The following is a 22,712-nucleotide window of genomic DNA, read 5'->3' on the forward strand; positions in this document are numbered from 1 at the left end:
CTAGTTTACCCCTCGGTGTTGTGAATGGGCTCGACCGCGGTAATCGCGCGCACCGAGACGGTGCGTTCGAGCTGCGCTTTCGGGTCGATCGCCCGCAGACGGCCCTGCGAGACCGAGACCGGCTGCAGGTCGAGCAGGTGCTCGCGTTTGCCGTCGCTCACGGTGATGCGCATGGTCTCGCCCGTTCGCGCCGCGAGCTCAAGCACGGGAACGATGTCGAGGCCAGCGCCGCCCTGGGTGCCCTCGGTGAGCTGAGCGGCTTGTTGCTCGGCCCACTCGCGTTGCGTTTGCGTTTCGTCGTGGCGGTGGGCCGGCGCGATCTGCTCGATGAAGCGCACCGTCTCGGCCTCGTCGCGATCAGCGTGCGCGGCCGCGTCGTCAGAGCGTGCTCGCGATCGGTTGGCGTTGCTCGCCGGATACCTCGCATCGAGCAGGAGCGCCATGACGTGCGGTTGGCTGAACCGTGTGAAGAGCTCGGTCGGCTTCTCGGTCGCGGTGAGCGAAAGCAACTGCAGTCTCGAGTCGGCGAGCAGCTCACGCGCGAGTCGCTCGTCACGAACGCGCACGATTGTCGCACCGTCGGTGTTGTTGAGCGGCTCTACCTCGAGGGTGCCGTGCCGCTCGGCAAGGTCTTTGAGCAGGTATTCGAGCGGTTGAGGCAGCGGGGTGAGTGCGGTCTCGGCAAAGAAATCACGCATCTCGGGCACGCTCCACCCCCGCTCGAGCGCGGCCGTGAGCGAGCGCTCGCTCAGCATGAACGTGGTTGCGAGGCCCGGTGCGGTGAGATCGGCGAGCTGCAGCAGCGCGAGACCCTGCCGTGGGTCGAGCGGGCCCGGCGCGATAACGCTGAGATCAGGCTGCAAATAGACCCCCGCGACGGTCGCGGGAAAGTGCTCATGAGCGAGGCGGATCGCCCCCGAGATATCGGCTGGCTCAGCGAGCAGCCGTTCTGCGGCGGGAGTGAACACGCCGTTTGAGGTGATCGCAAAGTGCTCACAACGCTCGGCAAACAGTGACAGTGCTTCGCGCTCTGGCTGGCCCATGAGCGGGTAGGTGACGGTGGTCGTATGCTCGATGATGGCCGAGAGATTGCGACCGGGCACCGAGAGGGCAGCGCGGAGTAGCTGTGGCATGCTCTTCAATATCGCCGAGGCGAGCGCGACCCAGCGGGTGGGGTGGGGGAGCGTCGCCCACACCCCGGCGTTTTCGGTGACGATGAGCTGCTGAGCTTCGGGGCGCAGGGCACCGATGAAGGTGAGGGCAGCGGTCGTGAACGCAACCGAGCTCTCTGGCGCGAACGTTGCCTCGCAGAGGGCGCGCTCAGACACTTTTGTCATTGTGCGGGCCCGGGTGAGTTTCAGCGGAGTCTCGCGGGCAAACTGCAGGGTGAGCACGGCACGTTGGGCCTCAAGAAAAGCGCGTTGAGGCCAGTCGCTTGCTGGCTCTGTCTCGGCGTATTCGCTCTCATCGAGGGCGAGAAAGTCTCGTGGGGCAGGCAGCGCGCCGTGTGTCTCGATGAGGCCTGCGAGTGCCTCCTGCACCTCGGGGAGGGTTCCCTCGTCGGTGCAAAGGCCGAGCGCCTTGAGCTGTGCGAAGGTCTCGGGGCTGTCGGCCGCGATGCCGTGCGATGCTTCGGCGCTTTGCGTCGCGTCTTCTTCGCGCCCGAGACCCCGCAGCACGGTGAGCTCGAGCAGCGTGAGGCGTCGCAGCACTCTGGTGATGTTCGCCTCATTCAGGAGACGAATCGCGAGTTCGGTGAGGTGCGGAATCTCGCCGTCGAGGTCCCGCTCGATAAGCAGGTGTTGCAGTGCTGCACGATCAAAGCCCGCGAGGGTTTGCGCAAGCCGAACCGTACTGAGCATGGTCGGTTCTAGCGTTGTTCGTTCAGAAATTCGCGCTTACGGCGGCGGCGTGTGATGACGAGCAACGTCATCATGAGCACAAAACCGATGGGCAGACCAACGTAGCCGATCCACGTGATAACGGGCCAAAAACCCTCGGCCAGGACCTCTCGCTCGACTCCCACGAGAGCCGCGATGAGGGTGGCGAAAAATGAGATGATCGCGAGCGCAATGATCGACAGTGATGAATACGCGAGAACCTTCTCGACAAGACTCGGGTTATTGGTTTCAGTTGACATCAGATTAAGAATACCCGCCAAAGCTGAATCAAGGCATAACCGGTAGACTGAAGCTCATTACAGAAGTGAATACCGCGCACGGGTGACGATAGGCCCGCATAAGCGCACACTACGGCCCGCAGCCTTCACGGTTTGCAATGCTCTTGCTCTTGCACGGGCGGCCGTGGTCACGAAGAAAGGAACAAGCATGCCAAGCGGCAAGGTCAGGTTCTTCGACGAAGAAAAGGGATTCGGTTTTATCTCGGGCGAAGACGGGCAGCAGGTGTATCTGCACGCATCGGTGATTCCTGATGATGCCACGGTGACAGCGGGAACTCGCGTTGAGTACAGCGTTGCCGACGGCAGGCGTGGCCCTCAGGCCCTTTCGGTAAGGGTACTCGATGCTCCGCGCGCTTCGCGGCGTAACCGCAAACCAGCCGACGACATGGCAATCATCGTTGAAGACCTCGTGAAACTGCTCGACGGCATTGGCGGGCGCCTCAAGGGCGGTCAATACCCAGAACGTCAACAGTCGCGCCAGGTCGCGGCACTGCTGAGAAGGGTCGCTGATGACTTCGATGCCTGAAACGACAGAAACCGAGACTGACACCGGTATCGATACTCTGCCCGGAGCTACGGCTGATGCTGCTCCTGAGATCGCTGCTGTGACGGTTGCGCCGGCCATTGTGCAGTCGACAAACCTCGCGCTCACCGCGCTCCAAGAGGTGACCGACGTTGAGACGATCGGCGCGTTTGTCGGTCACGAAGCCGAAGACGAAACTACAGCGACGCTGTTCTTCGAATGCTTGTTGCCCGGCTACCCCGGTTGGCGCTGGGCAGCGAGCCTCGCTCAGGTGAGCCCAGACGACCCGGTGACCGTGCTCGAGGTCGAAATGTTGCCCGGCGATGATTCTCTCGTCGCGCCCGAGTGGGTGCCCTGGGCTGAGCGACTCGCAGCCTATCGTGAGTCGCAGGCGCAGCTTGCCGAAGAAGAGCGGGCCGCTGATGAGGATGCGCGAGAGCTCGACGACGATGATGACGACTTCGATGATGATGAAGACGATGTCATGGACAACGACTACTCTGACTTTGACTCAGAGGTAGACGGGGTCGATATCGATGCGCTCGCTGACGAACCGCTTGATGACGATAGCGACGACGATGCTGACGATGAAGAAGATAGATGAGTCAGCAGACGACGATGTCGAGAGCGACGATATCGAGAGCGACCACTAAAGCGCTCACGAGGCCGTGAAACACGAACGCCCCAACCCGTGAGGGAAGGGGCGTTCGTGTTGTGTCGCGGCAGGGCACGAGGGTCGGCCGCGGGGAGGGGCGCTTAGAGGCGCTCGATCACGTAATCGATGCACGCGGTGAGCGCGAGCACGTCATCGGGTTCGATCGCGGTGAAGGTCGCGATGCGCAGCTGGTTGCGACCGAGCTTGCGGTAGGGCTCGGTGTCAACGACGCCGTTGGCGCGCAGTGCTTTCGAGATTGCCGAGGCGTCGATCGAATCGTCGAAATCGATCGTGACGACGACCTGTGAACGGTGATCGGGGTTCTCGACGAAGAGCGAGAGGCCCTCGCGACGCTCGGCCCAGTCGTACAGAATTGCCGACGACTGCGCGGTGCGAGACGAGGCCCATGCGAGGCCGCCCTGGGCATTGATCCACCGCACCTGCTCGTCCATCAGCGCGATCGTTGCGACCGCGGGGGTATTGAGCGTCTGATCTTTGCGAGAGTTTTCAACGGCAACCTGCAGGTTGAGCGTCTCAGGAATGTAACGACCCGACGAGGTCACGCGCTCGATGCGCTCGATGGCAGCGGGCGAGACGAGAGCGAACCAGACGCCACCGTCAGAGGCGAAATTCTTCTGGGGCGAGAAGTAGTACACGTCAACCTGGCTGGGATCGAAGTCGATGCCGCCGGCGGCGCTCGTAGCGTCGACAACCGTGAGGGCGCCCTCATCGCCGTTCACACGAACAACCGGAGCCATTACACCGGTCGAGGTCTCATTGTGAGGGTATGCGTATACGTCAACGCCAGCGACAGGCTCCGCGCTCGCGAGGCTTCCTGCTTCGGCACTGCGCACGTCGGGCTGCTCGAGGAAGGGTGCGGCCTCGGCTGCCTTGGCAAACTTCGAACCGAACTCGCCGAAGGTCAGGTGTTGGCTGCGGCGCTCGATGAGCGAGTGCACTGCCGCATCCCAGAACGAGGTCGCCCCACCGTTCCCGAGAATGATTTCGTACCCCTCAGGAGCGTTAAACAGCTCGAGGAGGCCCTCGCGCACGCTGCGCACGAGGTTCTTCACGGGGGCCTGGCGGTGCGAGGTGCCGATGACACCCGGTTGCAGGCTCTCGAAGAAGGAAAGCTGCTCAGAGCGCACCTTTGAGGGGCCGCAACCGAAGCGGCCATCGAGGGGAAGAAGGGCCTGTGGAATAGAAATATCTGCCATAAGCAAATTGTAGTCTGAGCACAGATGTGAAATGAGACGCTTTCTAGGCGGTAAGCTAGTACTTGGCAATTCTTGCTGAGAACAGTGACAGGGGTAGCAATGGCGGACCTGATCGATACAACCGAAATGTATCTACGCACGATCCTCGAGTTGGAAGAGGAGGGTGTGCCGCCGCTGCGCGCGCGCATTTCAGAGCGGCTTGGCCACTCAGGCCCGACGGTTTCACAGACCATCGGGCGCATGGAACGCGACGGGCTCGTGGTGGTGACCGAAGATCGACGACTCGAGTTCACCGAAGAGGGACAACAGAAGGCCGTGCAGGTGATGCGCAAGCACCGTCTTGCAGAGCGACTGCTCTCTGACGTGATCGGGCTCGAGTGGGAGTACGTGCACGAAGAAGCATGCCGCTGGGAGCACGTGATGAGCGAGCAGGTCGAGCGCAAGCTCCTCAAGGTGCTCGGCAACCCGAGCGAGTCGCCCTACGGCAACCCCATTCCAGGCCTCGCTGAGCTCGGCATCGAGCCTCAAGGGCGTCAGCAGGCCCCCACGGCCCCCGCAACGCACGTTGCTCAAGGTGGGGCAGAGGTGCGGGTGTTGATCCGCCGCCTCGCCGAACCGGCCCAGGTCGACCCAGAGCTGCTCTTGCAGCTCGCCGAAGCCGGCGTGATTCCCGGCAACTACGCAACGCTCAGCCAGGTTGATGGCCATGTGCGGGTGCACACAGACGGTGCTGAAGAAGCGCTTGACCTCTCGCCAGAGATCGCCGCGTTCGTCTTCGTCGAACGCGCTTCATGATCGACTGACGAACAGGTTTCGTTTACACGCTTAAAGGAGAGCACGTGATATTACAGAGCCCAGAAGAACACCTTGACGAGGTGCGCACGCTCGCCCACAAGCGAGATCGCCACCAGCCCGAATACTTGCAGGCCGTCGACGAGGTGTTCGATTCTCTACTTCCCGTGCTGCACGAGCATCCAGAGTACATCGAGAATCGGGTGCTTGAACGTCTGATCGAGCCTGAACGGCAAATCATGTTTCGGGTGCCCTGGTTTGACGACAACAACCGCGTGCACGTGAACCGCGGTTACCGCATTCAGTTCAGCTCTTCACTCGGCCCTTACAAGGGAGGCATCAGGTTTCACCCGAGCGTGAACGTGGGCATCGTGAAGTTTCTGGGCTTTGAACAGATCTTCAAGAATGCGCTTACGATGCAGGGCATTGGTGCTGGTAAGGGTGGGGCCGACTTTGACCCGCGCGGCCGCAGTAATGCAGAGGTTATGCGTTTTTGCCAGAGCTTCATGACCGAACTGAGCCGTCACATCGGTGAGCAGACCGACGTTCCCGCGGGCGACATTGGAGTGGGAAGCCGTGAGATCGGCTACCTCTTTGGGCAGTACCGCCGCCTCGCAAACCGCTACGAGTCAGGCGTGCTCACGGGCAAGGGAACCGGTTGGGGTGGCGCAGAGGTGCGCACGCAGGCTACTGGCTATGGCGCTGTCTTCTTTGCTGAAGAGATGCTCGCGAAAGCGGGTTACGGCATTCATGGGCGCACCGCTCTTGTGTCGGGGTCAGGTAACGTCGCTATTTATGCGGCTGAAAAGATTCAGCACTTGGGTGGCAAAGCCATCACCGTTTCAGACTCGAATGGTTACATCGTTGACGAGGGCGGCATCGACATCGACCTGCTCAAGCAGGTGAAAGAGGTCGAGCGTGCCCGCCTCACCGAATACGCTGCACGCAAGCCATCGGCTAGATATGTTGAGGGCGGATCGGTGTGGGACGTCGCGGGAGACTTCGCCTTCCCGTGCGCGACGCAGAACGAAATCTCAGAAGAAAACGCGCGCACGCTCTTGAAGAACGGCGTGATCGCCGTTGTCGAGGGCGCGAATATGCCGACGACCCCTGAAGCGTTTGATCTCTTCCACGAGGCCAAGGTGCTCTTTGCCCCGGGCAAGGCAGCTAACGCTGGCGGCGTGGCAACCTCTGCACTCGAGATGAGCCAGAACGCGGCACGCTCTCGCTGGGACTTCGACAAGAGCGAGTCACGCCTGCACGCGATCATGCGCAACGTGCACGATAAGACGTATGAGGCTTCAGAGCGGTACGGGCAACCCGGTGACTATGTTCTCGGCGCGAACACCGCCTCATTCGTCATGGTCGCCGACGCCATGATTGCTCAGGGCGTGTGCTGATTTTGCAGTAAAGCTTCAACCAGGCATTGAGCAATTTGTAAGCGGAGCGTGACAAATTCGTTACATTGGGTTAGCCTGGTCAAGGTTCGGAATTGCGGCTCGCAATTCTGTGATACAAAAAACACATGTAAGGCTTGATTTTGACGAACACTACTGGAACTGAGTTGGCCATCCGGTCGACGACCAGCGAAAGCAAGACGAAGAAAATCTCGCGCACCGTATTTGCGGGCGTGATGAGCATGGGCCTCATTGGCACCGTCGCTTTCCCCGCGTTCGCGGCAGCGCAGCCCGACGACGTGGTTGCGAGTGTTGCACCTGCAACGCAGACGCAGCAATTCCGTACAGATAATATCGAGGCTGTTCCCCTCGTTGTCGATGTGCCAGGCGTTGAAGAAGATCAAGAAGTTATCAAGCAAGAGCTTGCTGAAGCACAGGAAGCTGCTGATGCTCTGCGCGAAGAAGAAGCGCAAGCTGAGGTCGCAGCCGAAGCTATTGAGGCACGCAACGTCGACCCGACCGGTGCTGTCACCTCAGAGTCGGTCATCTACAATGACGTTCCCTCTGGTGCAGGCGCCCAGGGCCTTCTTGCCGCGGCAATCGCACAGCTCGGCGACCAGCAAGACTGCACCGCTCTCGTAGAGCGTTCACTGCGCGCTATCGGGTTCAACGTTGGTGACCTCGGCACCGCAATCTGGCAGTACGATCCCTTTGGTACCCGGGTCTCGATCGACGCTCTCGCCCCCGGTGATATTCTCATCTACGGTAACGCTCGCTCAGGCGCACACGTTGCTATTTATGAGGGCAACGGCATGGCTATTCACGGCGGCTTCCCTGGTGGAACCGTACGTGCCGGCGTTCACGCCGCTTGGGAGCCCCTCACGGGCGCAATCCGCCTCTAAGAGTAAAGCTTTTGCAAAAGGCCCGAACCGGAAAACGGTTCGGGCCTTTTGCATTCTGCGTGCAGAACCGGGTAATGCTCGCGCTGTTGTTGCGTGGGAGCGCTCTCGCGGCTTAAGCTTTCCATATGGAAAGTAAGGTTGGTTATGCAGAAACGCTCTCTGACGAGAACGCCACTGCTACTGCCAGGCGGCAGCTCGATCAGTTTGCTGCGTTGAATGGCAACGCGCGTCCAGACCCCGGCTACTGGTTCCTGCTGCTGTGCGGCGCGGTTATGACCGCCAGCTATCTTGCGGTCTTCATGCTTACGGTTCGGGCTTCGTTTACCGGGAACGCGGGTGCACAGCCCGCATTGCTGCTTATGCCGGTCATCGTTTTTACAGCCCTTGCGGTTGGGGCACGTGAGCGATTTGGGGTGCGGGCAAGAGTCGATGTGAAGAGGAACGCAATCGTGGTCTCTGCAACGATTGCGGTATTCGTGCTCGTGTACATCTTTGCCGTGTGGAAGGGCGTCAACGGTGACCTCGTTGCGAACCTTCTCGTGCCGTTCGGGGTGTTCGGCGTCGTGTCGTTCGAGCCGATCATGGCGCTGCTCAAGGAACGGTCGTATCGTGACACCGTAGAGGGGCAGCCTCGGGGGCGCAAGGGGCGCAGAGCGTACCTCAGCCCACAACGGCTTTCGGCCCCGGTGAAGCGCAACACCGTGCTTATCGGAGTCATCTTCGCCGCGATGCTTGCCGCGAGCCCGTTTACGTTGGTTGCTGCTTACGTGCACTTCGCGGCAATGGTGGTCATGTTCATGCTGTTGGTGCTTCAACGCGCTCCGGGCAATATCGCAAGGGTCGGCTATGAGTGGGGCGAGGCTCAATGGTCGGTGTTCAGCGTGGCTGTGGCGTCGAATTTTGTTGCTGCAATCATGGTGCAGTATGGGCATGTATTCTTTGACCCGGCGACCGCAATGGTGGTCGATATCGTGCTTGCAGTGCTGACGTTTGCGCTCTTTATCGTGGCAACGCTACTCCCTGGAGCTCGCAGGCCGTGACTACTCAGCAACGTCACCCCCGTCACGAACTCGATGCGGCCTTTCAAACACCACTGAGATTCTCGCTCATGGCGGTTTTGCAACCGGGGCTTGAAATCGACTTCGTCACGCTGCGAACGAACCTCGAGGCGCACGACTCTACCCTCAGCAAAGCCATTACCTACTTGCAGCAGCAAGAGTATGTGGCCGTGCGCAAGACAGCGATTGCCCAGCAGTCTCGTACCCGCGTCATTGTGACGGCACGCGGATCGCAAGCGTTCTCTCGTCACCTCAGCGCGCTCAGGGCGATCGCCGAGGGAATTACAGAGCGGACGTAAGGCGCAGGTCGCTGAGGTGTTGTAAGCTTGCTGAGTGGTGCAGTTATGCACGCAGGCCTCAGTAGCTCAGTGGATAGAGCACTTCTCTCCTAAAGAAGGTGTCGTAGGTTCGATTCCTATCTGGGGCACCGATTGATTATGGCCCTGAGATCCGCATGATGGTGCGGTTCGCGGGGCCTTTCTTATTCCTCTGATGCCGCCGTGGCAACAGATTTGGCAACAATTTGTTCATCTATTGCCTGATCCAAACGCTCCACAAGTAGCCCTAAATCATCTTCGAAGAGATCTGCGTACACATCGAGGGTGATTGATGCGGAGGCATGGCCGAGCATTCGTTGGATCACTTTGACGTGTGCGCCAGACGATACTGCGAGTGATGCTGCGGTGTGCCTGAGGTCATGAATGGTCAGGTAGTCGATACCGGCGGTTTTGAGGGCGCTCACCCACCAGTTACGCCCTGTTTTGCCGCCTGAGGGCGGGTTCATGTAGCCGCCATAGCCGTTGTCGAAAACAAGGCCGGTGCGGGGGAGTCCAGCAACCTGTTGCTCGAGTAACTGCCATACAAGGGTGGGTACTGGAACACGTCGGTTGTTATGGCTCTTGGGTGTACCCGGCGTGTGTGTTGAACCGATAAGCACAACATTGCGCCTAACATGAAGCCGTTGTTGAGCGGTATCTAGGTCTTGTTTTTGAAGCGCCGTTGCTTCACCCCATCTGATCCCGCAATACCCGAGTGTAAGGATCAGAGTCTTCCGATCGCCAGCCGCTTCGGCTAAACGCCAGAGCTCTTTGTGCGTAAGGTAGCGGCGCTCGCTGGCCTTTACTTTCTTAGGCAAAGCGGTGCCGCGGGCAGGGTTAGTTTTGAGATGGGTAGGTATCGCAGTGTCGATGATGCCGGCGAGTACCTCGTGCGCACGGCGAATAACGCTGGGGCTTTTGTCGAGACTGTTGATCCACTTTTGAACCGACGCTGGCTTAATTTTTGAGACCTGTGTTTCGCCCCATTTAGGGGCTACGTGGTTGCGCCAGGAAGCCTCTAGAGCAGTGTAGCTAGAAGGCTTTAGCGTTGCTTTCTTCGTCTCGATCCAATCGTTCGCTAAATCATTGATGGCGACGCGGCCAGCAGCGGCAGGGGTGTAACTACCCTCATGGATTGACGTCTCTAGTTTGTTTAGCGCCCGCTGAGCCTCCCGTAGGCCAGTGAACCCGCGCTTGGAGCTTTGCTGGTTATTGGCGTCGCGAAAGACGATGCGGTAACGCTTCTCGCCCTTAGAAGTTTCGTAAGGGTAGATACTACCCATTAGCGGGGAGCCCGAGTCTCTGTGATAGATCACTCAGAGCGTTCGTAGCGAGTTTAATTGAGCCTTCTAGTCTCTGAATTTCAGCTTGGCTTTTGGCTGATTCTTGGGGGGTGCCATCGCTGTCTTTTCTTGCATCTTCAACTGCGTTTGAGTCGATGATGAGTTGCTTGAAGGCGCTGGTTACTCGATAAGAGACATGTCCGGCGGCTTGAACCACTTCTGCGTGACTTTCACCCCTCTCGATGCCGAGCGCCCAATTTCCGAATTGACTGATTGTGTAGGTTCCAGCTTCAGTCTTGAAGAATGGGGCATCAGGCTCTTGGAGGGGTAACAGCAGTGCTAGAGGCGGAGTGTTGAGGGCCCGGGCTAGCTTTACGAGCAGTTCTGTCGATATTTCTTTTCGGTGCCCATTCTCAAGCTTTGCGATGGCCGTGCGTGTCATGCCGTCACCAACGATTTCTGCTAGTTGTTCAGCTGTGATTCCGGCGGCTTTGCGGTAAGCGCGAACTCGACTACCAACGCTTTTGGCGTCGGTTCCAAAGATTTCTGTAGTCATGTAGAGAACTCTACAGGCTTTTATGTTCCCGTAGCGGAACTTTGTGTGATAGTGTTCCTGGTGCGGAACAAAACTCCGTGAAAGTGTTAAAAAAAGAACAGTTAGGTGAAAAGGTGGAAGAACCGTTTATTACCCCAGAACAGGTTTGTGAGGCGCAAGAAGGTCTTAGCAAAGCGCATCTGGCCCAACTCAGATTCAAAGGAACTGGTCCTCGGTTTTATAAACCGACTCCGCGAACTGTTTTCTACAAACTCAGTGAAGTTCGCGAGTGGATCGAAAGCTCTGCACAGACTTCGACAGCTCGGGAAGTGGCATGAAGGACCCAGGAATTAAGAAAACCCCGGCGGCCACCGGGGTAATCAATACCAATGCATTTAAGAATAGGAATGAATCAGTGACTAACACTCTAGCGGCTAAGCCCGCACAGTTCGACCCCACTATGACGATCGCAACCACGAATGCCCGCATTGAGGTTGCGCCCTGCTACGACGAACAGTCCTATCAAGAGGTACGCCTGCTCGCCGACAACGGTTCGGGACTCACGCTCTCCCCTGCCGAGGCGCTCGCCGTGGCTGCGGCTCTTGAATCTGTCGCGGTCTACATCATCGAGAACGAGGCACAGGAGGTAGCGGCGTAATGACTACGAACAACTGCCCCGAATACACATGGTGCCAAGAGGATCACGAGAAAAGCCTCTCTTGCCCTGACTTTCACATGATTCGCACCACCCGTGCCCCTGGACTGGGCGTACTCCGTGAAGAGTTCATCATCGATGAGGGTGTCGCGAAGGTCAGCCTCCACGAGATGGTGGACTGGGAGATTCCAATCGTGCAGGCTCCCGCCTTGATCCGCGACCTCCGTGCGGAGCTTGACCGTATCGAGGCCGCCTCACTCGAGTTCATGGCAGCGACGCATCCCCTTGTGAGGCGCACTGAGCCCGGTGCTCCTGCGTTCGAGGAGGCGATCTAAATGTTCGACACTGCACGCATCGTCGGCATCTTTCAAGACGACGAACACCCCGAAACCATTGGCGTCGGCATCACAAGTGAAGACGGCAACACTTTACTCATCGAAGAACATGACCCCTCGGTGCTTCTTCAAATGGCGCACCGGTTAACGATGTTCGCTGACGAGATCCACACTAACCAGAACCGTCAAACGGCGCATGTGATCGAGAAGCTAAACAGTCTTGGGCCTGGCGCTACAATCGCGGATCTTGTTCGGCAAGACACACAGCGCCCGGTGGCAGAGGTCATTTCGCTCAACACCCGGCGTGGAATCGGAGACGGACAGTGACTTACACCAACCACTTCGTACCGAAAACAGAGATCTCCCGCTCACTCATTGAAGGTGTGCGCGTATATGCATTATGTGGTGAAACCGTTCTCTGTACCTCACAAGGCCCGCAGGCGCTCGCTGCAGGAAGCACCGGGCGCAAGAACACCCCTATCTGTGTTGCCTGCCAGCTACTGTTCATGACGCTCTCTTCCGAAACGTCAACAGAGAAGGGGGAGGGCAATGCTCACCATCAGCCGCACTGCCTCACGACACCTTGAAACATGGTTGAACGAGGTGATGGGTGGGGAGCTCGAACTGTGGCAGCTCCCCGCCCCGGTGGCCGCGTTCTACCAGGCCGGGTTCAATGACGGCATCGCCGCGAACTCGCAAACGCAGCGCATCAAACAACTTGAGCACGAATGCGACCGGCTCTACATGGCCGCATTCACACCGAAACAACGCCACGACCTTCTACTGAAGCGGCAGCAACGAGCAGATGCTTTCTTGTGGCCACTTTTCGAGAGCGCGCTACTCAACATCATTAACCGAACAGACGTTGCCCCAGGGGCAGAAGCGGAGCGTAATGGAACAACAAGAGGCCGTCAGGCAGCTTAAGCTCACCCCGGCAAGCGAGATCCCTTCAACACGGCAACGCTGGCTCTGGAACAACAAGATCCCACTCGGCACCCTCACCCTGTTCGCAGGTAGGGGTGGCGAGGGCAAGAGCAGCTTCGCGCTCTGGGTTGCAGCACACGTGAATGCTGGCACTCTCGACGGTGACATGAACGGCGCCCCCGGGTCAGTGCTTATCGTGTCACACGAGGACGACTGGGGCACCGTCATGAAGCCACGACTCGAGGGAGCCGGAGCCGACACAGATCGTGTGTTCAAGCTTGAAGTCGAGATGGTGACCGACGAGAACACGCACGAGACGGTGCCAGTGTTCCCGATGGATCTCGGCCTCATTCGAGAAGCCGTCATGCAAAGTGGCGCGAAGCTCATCATTCTCGACCCGATCGCTTCGAGCATGGGCGGCGACCTGCACAAGGTGGCTGACGTGCGTAAAGCGCTCGACCCTCTTGCTTCACTTGCGCAGCAGCTTGGTATCGCGGTGATCGGGGTGATGCACTTCAGCAAGGGGCAAGGGAACGCGTCAGACAAGCTCTCGGGGTCACACGCGTTTCGTGACGCGGTGCGTTCGGTCATGTTGTTCGCGACTGATGAGGAAACCGGGCAGCGTGTCGTCACGATCGACAAGAACAACTATTCGCAGTCACGTGGTGAATCGTTCGCGTTCACCCTCGAATCAGCACAGGTCATTACCGACGATAACGAGCTCACCACGGTTGGCCGGGTGGAGTATCTCGGGGAAACCGATGTGAGCGTGTCCGACATCATCAACCGTGGTGCAGGTGATGACGGAGAGGGAGATGACCGTAACGCAGCACAGGCCTTCATTCTCGATTATTTGAAGGGAAAACTCGAAGACGGGTGCGAAGCACCAGCGGGCGAAGTGATCAAGGCAGGCCGTGCAGCAGGGTTCTCTGACAACGAGATTAAGCACGCACGACGACGCTCTAAGAGCCCTAAAGTTGCCTCCCGAAAAGCAAGCTTCGGGGGCGGCTGGGTATGGGCGATAGATGACCTCGAACCCCAAGGTGCCACCCAAGGTGCCGAAGAATCCACACTCACAGACAGTGACACCTTCGGCACCTTCGTGGCACCTTCGACAGAAAAGCTCGCACCGGTCACCCCGATTGGAGGGAACACATGAGCAACAAATTCACCGGCCTCAAAGCCCGAAACTACGAATTCAGAAACAACGACAACACCCGAGACGTGATCCAAATCATGGCCGGTTCACAACACGTCGCATTCATCGAATACGACACCGCACGAACATTCGTAGACCGTATCCACGAACTCTGCGACACACACGAAACTATCGAAAGGCAAAAATAATGGCTGTTCATCACCCCGGCATGAAACAGGAAATTAGCGATCTGATGCACACCATCAGGCAGATGGTGACACAAGCGATGCAAAACGCTAGCTTCGGGTCAGCAGGGCTAAGAGTCTACGACGGTGGCTGGATCACGATCGAGAACGGCGGGCTCTCAATCACCGGTACCGCGAAAGTCTCCGGCAAGCTCGGCGGCGATGGCACCTTCGACTGGACAGGGCCCTGGTATTTGAAAGGCAAAGGCGAGATCACCGGTGACACAGACATTACCGGGAAACTGAAAGCCACCGGCGATACCGAGTTCGGCGGAAACACGAGCATCAAGAAAAAGCTCGACGTGACAGCCGAGACACGCCTGCGCGGCAAGACAACCATCGAAGCTGACCTTGAAGTGACAAGCGCCGGCAAAATCAAAGTCGGTGACATGACCATCGAGCCTCGCGCAGGAGGCGGCCGAGTCACCTTCGCAAACGGTGCCACCATCACCGCAGACGGGTCAGGAGCCTCACTCTCACACGGAGTCTCAAAAGTATTCATCGACGAGCAGCGCGCATCACTCATGCGAGGTGGAACAAGCCTTACCGTCACCAACGGTGAAATTCATGCGTCTGGCATGGCCGCATTCAGAGATGCCTCCCTCCCAGAAGGCGTACTACGAACAAACATGATCGGCAGACTCGAGAGGAACACCCTGTGACCGGTAACCAGACGCACAAAACTAGCCAAAACCCTCAGGAAGACGAAGCAATGCAGAGTGAACAATCAGACCCCCAGCCCACACACGGCAGCGAGGAAACGACACCAAACGAACCCCTCACCACAGACAGTGAGGCAACCAGTAAAGGCAACCGCGATGCCGCGAAATACCGTCGCCGCCTCCGAGAAGTAGAAGAAGAACGCGACACACTCACAGCCCAACTCGATGAACTCCGCAAGCTGGAAGTCGAACGCTCAATCGAACAACTCGGCATCAAACCAGCAGCAGTATGGGCACTCGAAACAACCCTGCCAGACCTCGTGAACGAAGAAGGGCTACCAGACACAGAAAAAATCACGGCAGCAGTCACCCAAGCCAAACTCGCCTTCGGAATCCCAGAGAAGCCAAAGGCAGCGACCGACGGCTCTGGCGGTAACCGCGGATCTGACATAGAAGCAGAACCCTCAGCAGCCTCACAATGGACAGGCGCATTCGAACCCCAAAAAGAGTGGTAAAACACACCATCACGTCTGGCCTGGTAGACTTACCACGTAAGGAACTACCAGGCCAGGCGCCGAACCCTCCTTAACCGAAAGCCTCGAAGGCAACCCGGACAGACCAGCGGTCACCGGAGAATCACACATTCTCTACAGGTGGCCGTTTCTTTATTTGGTCACCGGAAAGGCCAACCAATGGCTAACATTACGACGCTCACCGCTTCACAGGTATGGCGCCCAGACCACAACATCTTCAACCCCGCAGAAGCAGTACCAGAAGCACTCGTACTCGAACACTCCTTCATCGGCGGAGTCATCGAAGGCGACGCACCATCACTCCGAGTCGCATACGTCACCGACGATGAAGCACAATTCACAGCAGAAGCCGGCACCATTCCCGAAGCCGAACCCGGCCTCAACGAAGTACTCGTACACACCGCAAAAATCACCCAGCTCGTACGCCTCTCCCAAGAGCAATACCGACAGCTCGGCACCGCACAGGAACTCTCCACCAGTGTGCAACGAGCCATCGTGAAGAAAGCAAACGAAGCCTTCCTCACCCAGGTAGCACCAACCCCACCAGCAACCGCACCACCAACAGGCCTCGCAAACATCAGCAACATCGTCACCGGCACCCCCGTTGCCGATAACCTCGACTCGCTCATCGACCTCGTAGCCAAGATCGAATCAAACGGTGGCACCCCCACCAGCATCATCCTCGACCCCCTCGCATGGGCCGCCCTCCGAAAGTTCAAGACAGCATCAGGATCAGAGCTCAACATCCTTGGAGCAGGAACAAACGACAGCCAGAAAATGCTGCTTGATCTACCAGTGACCATCTCGAACTCACTCACCGCAAACACTGGCCTTGTCATCGACCGAACAGCAATCGCCTCAGCAGTCGGCCCAGTACAAGTAGCAACAGACGAAAGCATCTACTTCAACACCGACGAAGTAGGACTGCGAGCCACATGGCGTCTCGGCTGGAACACTGTACACGCAAACCGAATCGGAAAGTTCACCATCGACGCAGACGAATAACCCCCAAGGTGGAGGCCACAAACCATGTAGCCTCCACCCCCTCCCGGGGGTGTTTTTTGACCGGGGAGGTGCTGTGGGAAAACATTCCTACGGGTCTGGGGTTTTTCGAAGGCCCGTCGCAGCAGACCGGGTGGCCTTCTGGCGTTGTCTGTAGGATCAGGGCATGAGTGAAGCGAGCGTCATAGCAATCATCGGTATTGGGGCAACTCTCATTGGCACCATCGCAGGTGCTCTCATCTCTGCTCTCGTCATCGGTCACCACGCAAAGCAAGACAGGCTAGACACACGCCGTCAGGCGCAGCTTCGAAGTCTCACCAATACAATCGCAGCGCTCAGAGAGTGGAGCAGCATCAGGCACACTAATGCGCTGTACATGGCTGCGTTAGACAGCTTTGAGGAGCTCGACGCTTATATGCGCGACAGTGTTGATAGCTGGACAGCAACCGAGCTCCTAAGACTGAATCGAGAGAGCGAAAGAAGTCTCGCAGAGTCGCGCGTCATCGTTAAAGATAAGGAACTTGTGGACGCACTCGAGTGTGTTGTCAAGCTACGCAAGCACAGTACTGTCGAGCTACATAAATTTACTGAGGAGAATCTTCGCGAACGCGGAGACAAAGTTAAGAGAGCGGTAGCAGTCATAAGGGCACAAGAGGCATTTGAGGAAGGTCTCAAACGTCTAGAGACAGCTGCCCGGAACTCACTCGCGGTGTCAGTAAACCCCAGTCGCTAGTCAGTCGAAAGACCCCGAACCTCATCCCCGGCACCACCTAACAACGCCACACAGGCACACACCGGAGGAGCCCTCTCGCGGTCGGTGGTTTTCGTCAGTTTTGACGATAAGCCTGCCGTGGGGGTTTTACTCGGTGTTGAGTAAAAGGTTTGGCATCATTTTGTTGGGGTCAACGAAATGGTGGGTGTGCAGTGTGGGAGGTCGCGTTTGAAACGCGACCGTCTCATTCGCTCAGTTGGAGCTCGCATTTGAGATGCGTGATGTGTCTGGGCCCGTTTTCAAAACTGACCCTTGGCCTGGGGCGATTATGTTAGGCATGCACCTAAAACGTTCGCCCTTGGTCTGCACGTTGTTTTGGCAACATATTTGACAACAATTCGAGAGAAGTTGGCAAGATTCAACATGTTCGGCGTAATCGAAAAATGGCCTAATAACTACCCAAAGTTTGCTTAACTACTGGCGTAGTAGCCCTGAGGAGGTTCGATTCCTATCTGGGGCACCAAAATATTCGGCTCAAACGCTGCCCCAAACAACTATTCACGGTATTCGTGAGGGGCTATTTTTGTGTTGCGCATCCATTTTGTGCACCGATTCGTACTTGATATCGAGGCAGCAGCGCGTTGAACCCAATGGGTGGGCTTGGAAGTGATCGTCTCGAATTATTTGTCAACTCGACGACCCCACAATACTCAAACAAACGCCGCCGTATCCGGGTTTACCAACTCCCTCGGGACCCTTTGTCGATGACAGATTCGTTGATGAGATGAGCTTGGCTTTCTCCTGAAAATGCTTGCAGACGACTAAGCCGAGTGCAGCCTTTTGCTCAGGCTGAGCTTTTGCTTTGTGACACAGAGAGGCCGTTTACTGCACCGAACCCACAGCGACTAATACGCAGACCAGTCTGGGGTATGAATCTTGTGACGACGGCAGAGTGAATGCCGACGAGCGAGCGTTGATCCACGATATCTCATTGGTGTCACCGTGTGTAGAACAGAGCTTGCACACAAGGCCTATTGCTTTTCTGGAGATCGGCGAGTACGCTCTCGAATAACCGTTATTCTACAACAAGGGAGTTGAAGATGGGGAGTTCTCACGCGCTTGCTGAAGAGCGAACAATACCTGGTGTTGCTCGGGTATTTGTTCCTCCACTGATGTTTCAAGCTGTAGCGATTGGTGGAGCCTATGCCACAGGTCGCGAGATTATTGAGTTTGGCGGCGTCTATGGCGCTTACGGCTGGGCCGCCGGTGTCGGCATGGCTCTTCTGGGCGCCTTGCTTGGGTTTCTGGTGTATGAAACGGCACGCAGGTATCAGCTTTTTGATTATCGAGCCATGATGAAACACCTCATTGGTCGTTTCTCGTGGCTATTCGACGTGATTTATATTCCATTTGCCGTCTTGATCATCGCGGTCTTGTCGTCGGCCACCGGCAATATCTTGCACGATACGTTGGGCTTCAACTACTGGGTCGGCGTGCTCGGCGTCATACTCCTCAGTGCCCTTGTGACGTTTCGCGGGACGGTACTCATCGAGCGCTTTAACGGCATCGGCACGATTTTGCTCATCGCTGGTTACGTCTTGTTCTCGTTGCTCGTGATCACAACACGGTGGGACGAGATGGTTGCCGTGTTTGCTGAGCAGAACCACTCACTCAAACCCGATGCAACACTGCTGGATGCGCTGTTCATGGGTATGATCTACGTTGGCCTTGGGTTTGTGATTTACCCGTCAACGCTGATGTCTGTACGGCATTTGAAGTCACGCAAAGACTCAATTGGTGCAGGAATTTTGACCGGTGGCCTCTACGTTGTCCCATGGTTTCTCACGTTCTTTGCCCTCATGAGCTACTACCCTTCGGCAACGGTGTTTGACGCTCCTGTCCCGTGGCTGGTCATGCTCCAAGACGCGGGCGGGTGGATCGTCGTTGTGTACGGCCTGCTTGTCGGATGGACGTTGATCGCGACGGCCGTTGGTCTGGTGCAGTCGATTGTGCTGCGAGTTGACACCAACCTCAAAGAGTCGAAAGAGAAAAGGCTCAGCGGTGCGCAAAAGGCAGGGATCGTGTTTGGCGCTCTGATCGCTGGGATGATCCTTTCGCAGATTGGTATCGTTGATCTCATCGCAGTGGGCTACCTCATCGGCGCGGTACTGCTCATCGTCGTTTTCGGGATTCCGCTGTTCATTAAAGGATCCAAGTACCTGCTCCCCAGAGCGGGGCGCGAAAACAAGGAGTAGCTCATGCAGCAACCCAGTCAGCCCGATAACGAAACCCGTGACAAGATTCTGCACACCGCAGCGAGGTTATTTCTCGAGCGCGGTTTTGCAAAGACAAAAGTTATCGATATTGCGCGAGCAGCCGGCATAACACCAGCCACGATGTACTGGCACTTCGAGTCAAAAGGTGAGCTTTTATTCGAGTACCTGAAAGCGAATCTCGAAGAGTTTAATGCCCGGCTTGAAGCTGCAGTCTCGGGAGTTGAAGACCCCGTGCACCGCTTACGAACCATTGCGATTGCTCACACCGCTGTGCAATTGAACTTTCGGGATCAGGCGAAAGTCGTGCTGAATATGACGAGAGCTTCTGCTGATCTTATCGCTGCACTGCCATCTGACAAGACTGCCGAGATCGAAGATCTGCTCCGCGCCTATCTCAATATGGTTCGCCAGACCGTTCGTCTCGGTATTGAAAGCAATGTTTTCCATACCCCCGATGTCAATGCTTTGACGTTCGCCGTTGTAAATATGTGCGAGACAACCCCGTTGTGGTTTAAGCCGGAGGGCGCTCTCAGCGTCGACGAGGCAGCTGCAGCAAACGGTGAGTTCGCAGTTCGCATGGCGACCGGGCGCGGTGACATCACCTAAGAGAAAGACCTTGAATCCATGATTGATCATTCGCCGCCTGAATCAGACGTACGGGGGCCACTTTACGATCTTGCTCAAGCGCTCGCAGCATCGCCAGATCGAGTGTTGCTGAAATGGGCTGGGCATACGATGACGGTTGCTGAATTCGATCTTGCTGCGCGATCGTATGCACTTTTTCTGCGAGATCAAGGGGTGCAATCGGGCGATCGAGTGGCCTTAATGGCTGTGAATTCGCACCTGATGCTCGCAGCGATGTATGGAATCTGGATGCTCGGAGCCGTTGAAGTCGCAGTGAACAGTGCCCTGAAAGGCCCGTTGCTCAAGCACGTGCTCGACGATAGCGACCCGGTCATGCTTATCGGCGACAAAGAGCTCTTTGCAACGGTTCACACAGAACGTCCTGAACTCCAATGTATTGATCTTAAGGCGATGGCGCAGGTCACCCTCGAGAGTCTCGGTGAACCTCTCGAGGTGCCGTCTGCGACAACTCTCGCTTCGCTGCTGTACACCTCGGGTACCACCGGGGCCTCCAAAGGCGTCATGATTCCTCACGCATACTTTTCGTATTTTGGGGCCACACTGGGGTCAGTGATCGAGTTGACTGAGCGGGACACCTGCTATTTCACTCTGCCTTTCTTCCACGTTGATGCACACATCGCTTTGCCCGCCTGTTTGCGATGGGGCTCGGCGCTGGCCTTCGCTGAGAACTTTAGCGTGAGTGGCTTTTGGCGTGATTTCATGCGATTCGAGGCCACCTGGTTTGGGGCGGTTGGCTCGATGCTCTCGGCTCTCATCACAGTCGGTAAACCGCCGCAGGCTGCGCTGGAGCGGTTGCGTCTTGTTCTTGCAGCGCCAGTGCCACAAGAAGCTTTCGAGTGTTTTGAAGACGCTTGGGGGGTCCCGGTGCTGCAGATGTACGGGCAAACCGAAGCAAACGGGCCGCTGTACTCGACCCTTGAGCATCGCCGTCGGGGTGCGATGGGCGCTCCTATTTCAGGGTTCGCAGTGAGGGTCGTTAACGAATCGGGTGATGATGTTTCGCCCGGTAAACCAGGAGAGCTGCTGACGCTTCCGGCTCAGCCTTATGCGAGGACGTTGGGCTACTGGCGCAGGTCAGACGCTAACGCTCAGGCGTTCACTGACGGATGGTTTCATACCGGTGACCTTGTTCGGCAGGATGAAGACGGTTTCGTTTGGTACCTAGGACGCAAGAGCGACAGCTTGCGTCGAAGGGGTGAAAATATCTCGGCTTTCGAACTTGAAAGCGTGCTGGCGATGGCTCCAGGTGTGTGCACCGTCGCGGCAATCGGCGTGCATGATGCGCTCGGTGGTGAAGATGAAGTCAAGGCGGTTCTTGTCGTTGACGAGAGCTTTGACCTGAAACTATTCGGCGAGTACTGCCGCGCTTCGTTGCCGAGGTATGCGGTTCCCAGGTACGCCGAAATCGTTGAAGAATCTCAGATCGTGCGTGGGCCAGGAACTGGTTCGATCCAGAAGCACTTATTGCCGCAGGGCATAACCCAAGCGACCGTCGAAGTTGACAATGCGCTCTATGAAAGGACAAAGAAGATGAAGGTTGTAGTTACCGGAGGGTCGGGCCGAGTTGGGGCACGCATCGTGTCTGAACTTCTCGCGCAGAACGGAATGGATGTCACGGTCGCTGACCGTGTCCGGCCTCGTGATGAAACGCTGAACTTTGTGGCGATTGATCTCGCCGAGCCGGCTAGCCTGCATGCAGCCTTCGCTGGAGCAGATGCGGTGATTAACGCTGCAGGACCTTTTGATCGCTGGGGCACAACGGTGCTTGACGCAGCGATTGAGAGCGGAATCGATTACATCGATGTGTGTGATGACCCGGAGCCGACCCTTGAACTCCTGAAGCGAGACGCGGCTGCGAGGGAACGGGGTGTGCGAGCTGTGGTTGGGCTTGGCGTAAGCCCGGGACTGACAAACTTCCTTGCGGTTATCGCGAGTCAGCAACTCGATACCGTTGACACGTTAGCGACTTTTTGGGGTAACTCCGCAGAGGGCATGAGCATTGAGCAAGCCAGAGCGCAGAGCGAAGCGGTTGCTGCGTCATTCGATGCTGGCCGAGCCGCATATACACACCTGATCGTGCAGACTTCTTCGGAGGTTCCCGTATGGAGAAATCATGAAACGGTAGCCGAGCGTGCCTGGGTTCGTGCATATCGGGTGACGACATCGCAGAAGGCGACTGGGCTTTACCGCGTGATCGGCCACCCCGAACCAGTGACGCTTCCACGCACGATAGCGATGAGTGATTGTTTGAATATTGGCACTGTGAGCGCCGGGGTCGATCGCATTATGCTGCCGGTGCTTGATCGCGTTGCGGCGGGAGAAATTGATGCAGATGCTGCTCTTTCACAGATCGCCTCAGACATTCGTAAGGAGCCGGAGCGGTTGGCGACCGCTCGAATTGGTGATGTACTGCCACGAAATATTGGGGCAGCTGCTGTCGGTACCCGAGACGGTGAGGCAGATGGAGTTGTTGTTTTTCCTGCTGGGCGTCTTGACGGATCGATGAGCCTTGAGACCGCTCGCCCCGCGGTCGTCGGTGCGGTAAACCTGAGGCAAGCCCAAGCGGGAGTGCACGCTCCTGAGACGGCTTTTGATGCAGAAAATTTTCTCGCCAGCTACGCAGAAATCTACTGGCAGGGTGGCAAAGCCTACCTCGTTGATGAGGCTGGGCCGAATGCCGTGCAGGAGGTTTCCAAATGAGTTTCACCTGGAAAGAGGCGCTTGCGC

General features: G+C 57.3%; 26 protein-coding genes and 1 tRNA gene. 22 read left to right on the top strand and 5 right to left on the bottom strand.

Going from position 1 to position 22,712, the window contains the following annotated elements; all coding sequences use genetic code 11:
• Positions 1–5 precede the first annotated feature (5 nt).
• Together KTJ78_RS06585 and KTJ78_RS06590 are read right to left on the bottom strand one after the other, a co-directional pair.
• Entirely contained in the window at positions 6–1,862 is a 1,857-nt protein-coding gene (locus KTJ78_RS06585; RefSeq protein WP_217133801.1) for a helicase-associated domain-containing protein, read from the bottom strand.
• Positions 1,863–1,870: 8 nt separating this feature from the next.
• The gene (locus KTJ78_RS06590) at positions 1,871–2,140 is read right to left on the bottom strand and encodes a hypothetical protein (protein ID WP_217133803.1); all 270 of its coding nucleotides are present in this window, start codon (positions 2,138–2,140) and stop codon (positions 1,871–1,873) included.
• A 187-nt stretch (positions 2,141–2,327) separates the two neighbouring features.
• Here KTJ78_RS06590 and KTJ78_RS06595 point away from each other — a divergent pair, with 187 nt between their 5' ends.
• Positions 2,328–2,705 (top strand): cold-shock protein, encoded by a 378-nt coding sequence (locus KTJ78_RS06595; protein WP_217133805.1) that lies wholly within the window; start codon positions 2,328–2,330, stop codon positions 2,703–2,705.
• Positions 2,689–3,306 carry a DUF3027 domain-containing protein gene (locus tag KTJ78_RS06600; RefSeq protein WP_254259447.1) on the top strand — a complete coding sequence of 206 codons (618 nt, stop codon included), beginning with the start codon at positions 2,689–2,691 and terminating at the stop codon, positions 3,304–3,306. Before KTJ78_RS06595 ends, KTJ78_RS06600 begins: the two co-directional genes overlap by 17 nt.
• A gap of 152 nt (positions 3,307–3,458) precedes the next feature.
• Here KTJ78_RS06600 and serC read toward each other — a convergent pair whose 3' ends face one another.
• Positions 3,459–4,574, bottom strand: coding sequence for a phosphoserine transaminase (gene serC, locus KTJ78_RS06605; RefSeq protein WP_217133807.1), 1,116 nt, complete (start codon positions 4,572–4,574; stop codon positions 3,459–3,461).
• Between the two features lie 99 nt (positions 4,575–4,673).
• On the opposite strand from serC, the gene KTJ78_RS06610 reads away from it, so the two are divergent.
• From KTJ78_RS06610 to KTJ78_RS06635, 6 genes are all read left to right on the top strand, one after another.
• Positions 4,674–5,369, top strand: a complete 696-nt coding sequence (locus KTJ78_RS06610) for an iron-dependent transcriptional repressor DtxR (protein WP_217133809.1) — start codon at positions 4,674–4,676, stop codon at positions 5,367–5,369.
• 44 nt (positions 5,370–5,413) lie between these two features.
• Positions 5,414–6,766, top strand: coding sequence for an NADP-specific glutamate dehydrogenase (gdhA, locus tag KTJ78_RS06615; RefSeq protein WP_369808012.1), 1,353 nt, complete (start codon positions 5,414–5,416; stop codon positions 6,764–6,766).
• Between the two features lie 140 nt (positions 6,767–6,906).
• Positions 6,907–7,665 (top strand): NlpC/P60 family protein, encoded by a 759-nt coding sequence (locus KTJ78_RS06620; RefSeq protein WP_254259448.1) that lies wholly within the window; start codon positions 6,907–6,909, stop codon positions 7,663–7,665.
• Between the two features lie 125 nt (positions 7,666–7,790).
• Positions 7,791–8,705: a hypothetical protein gene (locus KTJ78_RS06625; RefSeq protein WP_217133811.1), complete on the top strand. Its 915-nt coding sequence runs from the start codon at positions 7,791–7,793 to the stop codon at positions 8,703–8,705.
• Positions 8,702–9,022, top strand: a complete 321-nt coding sequence (locus KTJ78_RS06630; protein WP_369808013.1) for a transcriptional regulator — start codon at positions 8,702–8,704, stop codon at positions 9,020–9,022. The genes KTJ78_RS06625 and KTJ78_RS06630 overlap by 4 nt, the downstream gene beginning before the upstream one ends.
• A gap of 55 nt (positions 9,023–9,077) precedes the next feature.
• Positions 9,078–9,150 (top strand) — tRNA-Arg (locus KTJ78_RS06635).
• 54 nt (positions 9,151–9,204) lie between these two features.
• Here KTJ78_RS06635 and KTJ78_RS06640 read toward each other — a convergent pair.
• The gene (locus KTJ78_RS06640; RefSeq protein WP_217133813.1) at positions 9,205–10,323 is read right to left on the bottom strand and encodes a tyrosine-type recombinase/integrase; all 1,119 of its coding nucleotides are present in this window, start codon (positions 10,321–10,323) and stop codon (positions 9,205–9,207) included.
• Positions 10,316–10,879 carry a helix-turn-helix domain-containing protein gene (locus KTJ78_RS06645; RefSeq protein ID WP_217133815.1) on the bottom strand — a complete coding sequence of 188 codons (564 nt, stop codon included), beginning with the start codon at positions 10,877–10,879 and terminating at the stop codon, positions 10,316–10,318. Before KTJ78_RS06645 ends, KTJ78_RS06640 begins: the two co-directional genes overlap by 8 nt.
• A 77-nt stretch (positions 10,880–10,956) precedes the next feature.
• On the opposite strand from KTJ78_RS06645, the gene KTJ78_RS06650 reads away from it, so the two are divergent.
• The 14 genes from KTJ78_RS06650 (at position 10,957) to KTJ78_RS06715 (ending at position 22,685) form a co-directional block, all read left to right on the top strand.
• Complete coding sequence (locus KTJ78_RS06650; RefSeq protein ID WP_254259449.1) at positions 10,957–11,196, top strand: helix-turn-helix transcriptional regulator; 240 nt, start codon at positions 10,957–10,959, stop codon at positions 11,194–11,196.
• 77 nt (positions 11,197–11,273) lie between these two features.
• Complete coding sequence (locus KTJ78_RS06655) at positions 11,274–11,516, top strand: hypothetical protein (protein ID WP_217133817.1); 243 nt, start codon at positions 11,274–11,276, stop codon at positions 11,514–11,516.
• Positions 11,516–11,848 carry a hypothetical protein gene (locus tag KTJ78_RS06660; RefSeq protein ID WP_217133818.1) on the top strand — a complete coding sequence of 111 codons (333 nt, stop codon included), beginning with the start codon at positions 11,516–11,518 and terminating at the stop codon, positions 11,846–11,848. Before KTJ78_RS06655 ends, KTJ78_RS06660 begins: the two co-directional genes overlap by 1 nt.
• Positions 11,849–12,175 carry a hypothetical protein gene (locus tag KTJ78_RS06665; protein ID WP_217133820.1) on the top strand — a complete coding sequence of 109 codons (327 nt, stop codon included), beginning with the start codon at positions 11,849–11,851 and terminating at the stop codon, positions 12,173–12,175.
• On the top strand, positions 12,172–12,435 hold the full coding sequence (locus KTJ78_RS13900) for a DUF3039 domain-containing protein (RefSeq protein ID WP_217133821.1): 264 nt from the start codon (positions 12,172–12,174) through the stop codon (positions 12,433–12,435). The genes KTJ78_RS06665 and KTJ78_RS13900 overlap by 4 nt, the downstream gene beginning before the upstream one ends.
• Positions 12,398–12,772: a hypothetical protein gene (locus KTJ78_RS06675; RefSeq protein ID WP_217133822.1), complete on the top strand. Its 375-nt coding sequence runs from the start codon at positions 12,398–12,400 to the stop codon at positions 12,770–12,772. The genes KTJ78_RS13900 and KTJ78_RS06675 overlap by 38 nt, the downstream gene beginning before the upstream one ends.
• Entirely contained in the window at positions 12,741–13,931 is a 1,191-nt protein-coding gene (locus KTJ78_RS06680; protein ID WP_217133823.1) for an AAA family ATPase, read from the top strand. The genes KTJ78_RS06675 and KTJ78_RS06680 overlap by 32 nt, the downstream gene beginning before the upstream one ends.
• Before the next feature lie 187 nt (positions 13,932–14,118).
• Complete coding sequence (locus tag KTJ78_RS06685; protein ID WP_217133824.1) at positions 14,119–14,817, top strand: hypothetical protein; 699 nt, start codon at positions 14,119–14,121, stop codon at positions 14,815–14,817.
• 50 nt (positions 14,818–14,867) lie between these two features.
• Positions 14,868–15,332: a hypothetical protein gene (locus KTJ78_RS06690; RefSeq protein WP_217133826.1), complete on the top strand. Its 465-nt coding sequence runs from the start codon at positions 14,868–14,870 to the stop codon at positions 15,330–15,332.
• Between the two features lie 177 nt (positions 15,333–15,509).
• The gene (locus tag KTJ78_RS06695) at positions 15,510–16,355 is read left to right on the top strand and encodes a phage major capsid protein (protein ID WP_217133829.1); all 846 of its coding nucleotides are present in this window, start codon (positions 15,510–15,512) and stop codon (positions 16,353–16,355) included.
• Positions 16,356–16,518: 163 nt separating this feature from the next.
• Positions 16,519–17,085, top strand: a complete 567-nt coding sequence (locus KTJ78_RS06700) for a hypothetical protein (RefSeq protein WP_217133831.1) — start codon at positions 16,519–16,521, stop codon at positions 17,083–17,085.
• 1,151 nt (positions 17,086–18,236) lie between these two features.
• A complete protein-coding gene (locus KTJ78_RS06705; protein WP_217133833.1) occupies positions 18,237–19,319 on the top strand; it encodes a YkvI family membrane protein in 1,083 nt (360 codons plus the stop codon).
• A gap of 3 nt (positions 19,320–19,322) precedes the next feature.
• The gene (locus tag KTJ78_RS06710) at positions 19,323–19,946 is read left to right on the top strand and encodes a TetR/AcrR family transcriptional regulator (protein ID WP_217133834.1); all 624 of its coding nucleotides are present in this window, start codon (positions 19,323–19,325) and stop codon (positions 19,944–19,946) included.
• An 18-nt stretch (positions 19,947–19,964) separates the two neighbouring features.
• Positions 19,965–22,685: an AMP-binding protein gene (locus tag KTJ78_RS06715; protein ID WP_217133835.1), complete on the top strand. Its 2,721-nt coding sequence runs from the start codon at positions 19,965–19,967 to the stop codon at positions 22,683–22,685.
• Positions 22,686–22,712: the final 27 nt, after the last annotated feature.

Source organism: Leucobacter chinensis, assembly GCF_019049105.1.
GTDB classification, from domain to species: Bacteria; Actinomycetota; Actinomycetes; order Actinomycetales; family Microbacteriaceae; genus Leucobacter_A; species Leucobacter_A chinensis.

Bases quoted from the DNA above. Each gene is read 5' to 3' on its own strand.
- KTJ78_RS06585 (WP_217133801.1), bottom strand. From the start codon at position 1,862: ATGCTCAGTACGGTTCGGCTTGCGCAAACCCTCGCGGGCTTTGATCGT.
- KTJ78_RS06590 (WP_217133803.1), bottom strand. From the start codon at position 2,140: ATGTCAACTGAAACCAATAACCCGAGTCTTGTCGAGAAGGTTCTCGCG.
- KTJ78_RS06595 (WP_217133805.1), top strand. From the start codon at position 2,328: ATGCCAAGCGGCAAGGTCAGGTTCTTCGACGAAGAAAAGGGATTCGGT.
- KTJ78_RS06600 (WP_254259447.1), top strand. From the start codon at position 2,689: ATGACTTCGATGCCTGAAACGACAGAAACCGAGACTGACACCGGTATC.
- serC (WP_217133807.1), bottom strand. From the start codon at position 4,574: ATGGCAGATATTTCTATTCCACAGGCCCTTCTTCCCCTCGATGGCCGC.
- KTJ78_RS06610 (WP_217133809.1), top strand. From the start codon at position 4,674: ATGGCGGACCTGATCGATACAACCGAAATGTATCTACGCACGATCCTC.
- KTJ78_RS06625 (WP_217133811.1), top strand. From the start codon at position 7,791: ATGGAAAGTAAGGTTGGTTATGCAGAAACGCTCTCTGACGAGAACGCC.
- KTJ78_RS06640 (WP_217133813.1), bottom strand. From the start codon at position 10,323: ATGGGTAGTATCTACCCTTACGAAACTTCTAAGGGCGAGAAGCGTTAC.
- KTJ78_RS06645 (WP_217133815.1), bottom strand. From the start codon at position 10,879: ATGACTACAGAAATCTTTGGAACCGACGCCAAAAGCGTTGGTAGTCGA.
- KTJ78_RS06660 (WP_217133818.1), top strand. From the start codon at position 11,516: ATGACTACGAACAACTGCCCCGAATACACATGGTGCCAAGAGGATCAC.
- KTJ78_RS06665 (WP_217133820.1), top strand. From the start codon at position 11,849: ATGTTCGACACTGCACGCATCGTCGGCATCTTTCAAGACGACGAACAC.
- KTJ78_RS06675 (WP_217133822.1), top strand. From the start codon at position 12,398: ATGCTCACCATCAGCCGCACTGCCTCACGACACCTTGAAACATGGTTG.
- KTJ78_RS06680 (WP_217133823.1), top strand. From the start codon at position 12,741: ATGGAACAACAAGAGGCCGTCAGGCAGCTTAAGCTCACCCCGGCAAGC.
- KTJ78_RS06685 (WP_217133824.1), top strand. From the start codon at position 14,119: ATGGCTGTTCATCACCCCGGCATGAAACAGGAAATTAGCGATCTGATG.
- KTJ78_RS06690 (WP_217133826.1), top strand. From the start codon at position 14,868: ATGCAGAGTGAACAATCAGACCCCCAGCCCACACACGGCAGCGAGGAA.
- KTJ78_RS06695 (WP_217133829.1), top strand. From the start codon at position 15,510: ATGGCTAACATTACGACGCTCACCGCTTCACAGGTATGGCGCCCAGAC.
- KTJ78_RS06700 (WP_217133831.1), top strand. From the start codon at position 16,519: ATGAGTGAAGCGAGCGTCATAGCAATCATCGGTATTGGGGCAACTCTC.
- KTJ78_RS06705 (WP_217133833.1), top strand. From the start codon at position 18,237: ATGTTTCAAGCTGTAGCGATTGGTGGAGCCTATGCCACAGGTCGCGAG.
- KTJ78_RS06710 (WP_217133834.1), top strand. From the start codon at position 19,323: ATGCAGCAACCCAGTCAGCCCGATAACGAAACCCGTGACAAGATTCTG.
- KTJ78_RS06715 (WP_217133835.1), top strand. From the start codon at position 19,965: ATGATTGATCATTCGCCGCCTGAATCAGACGTACGGGGGCCACTTTAC.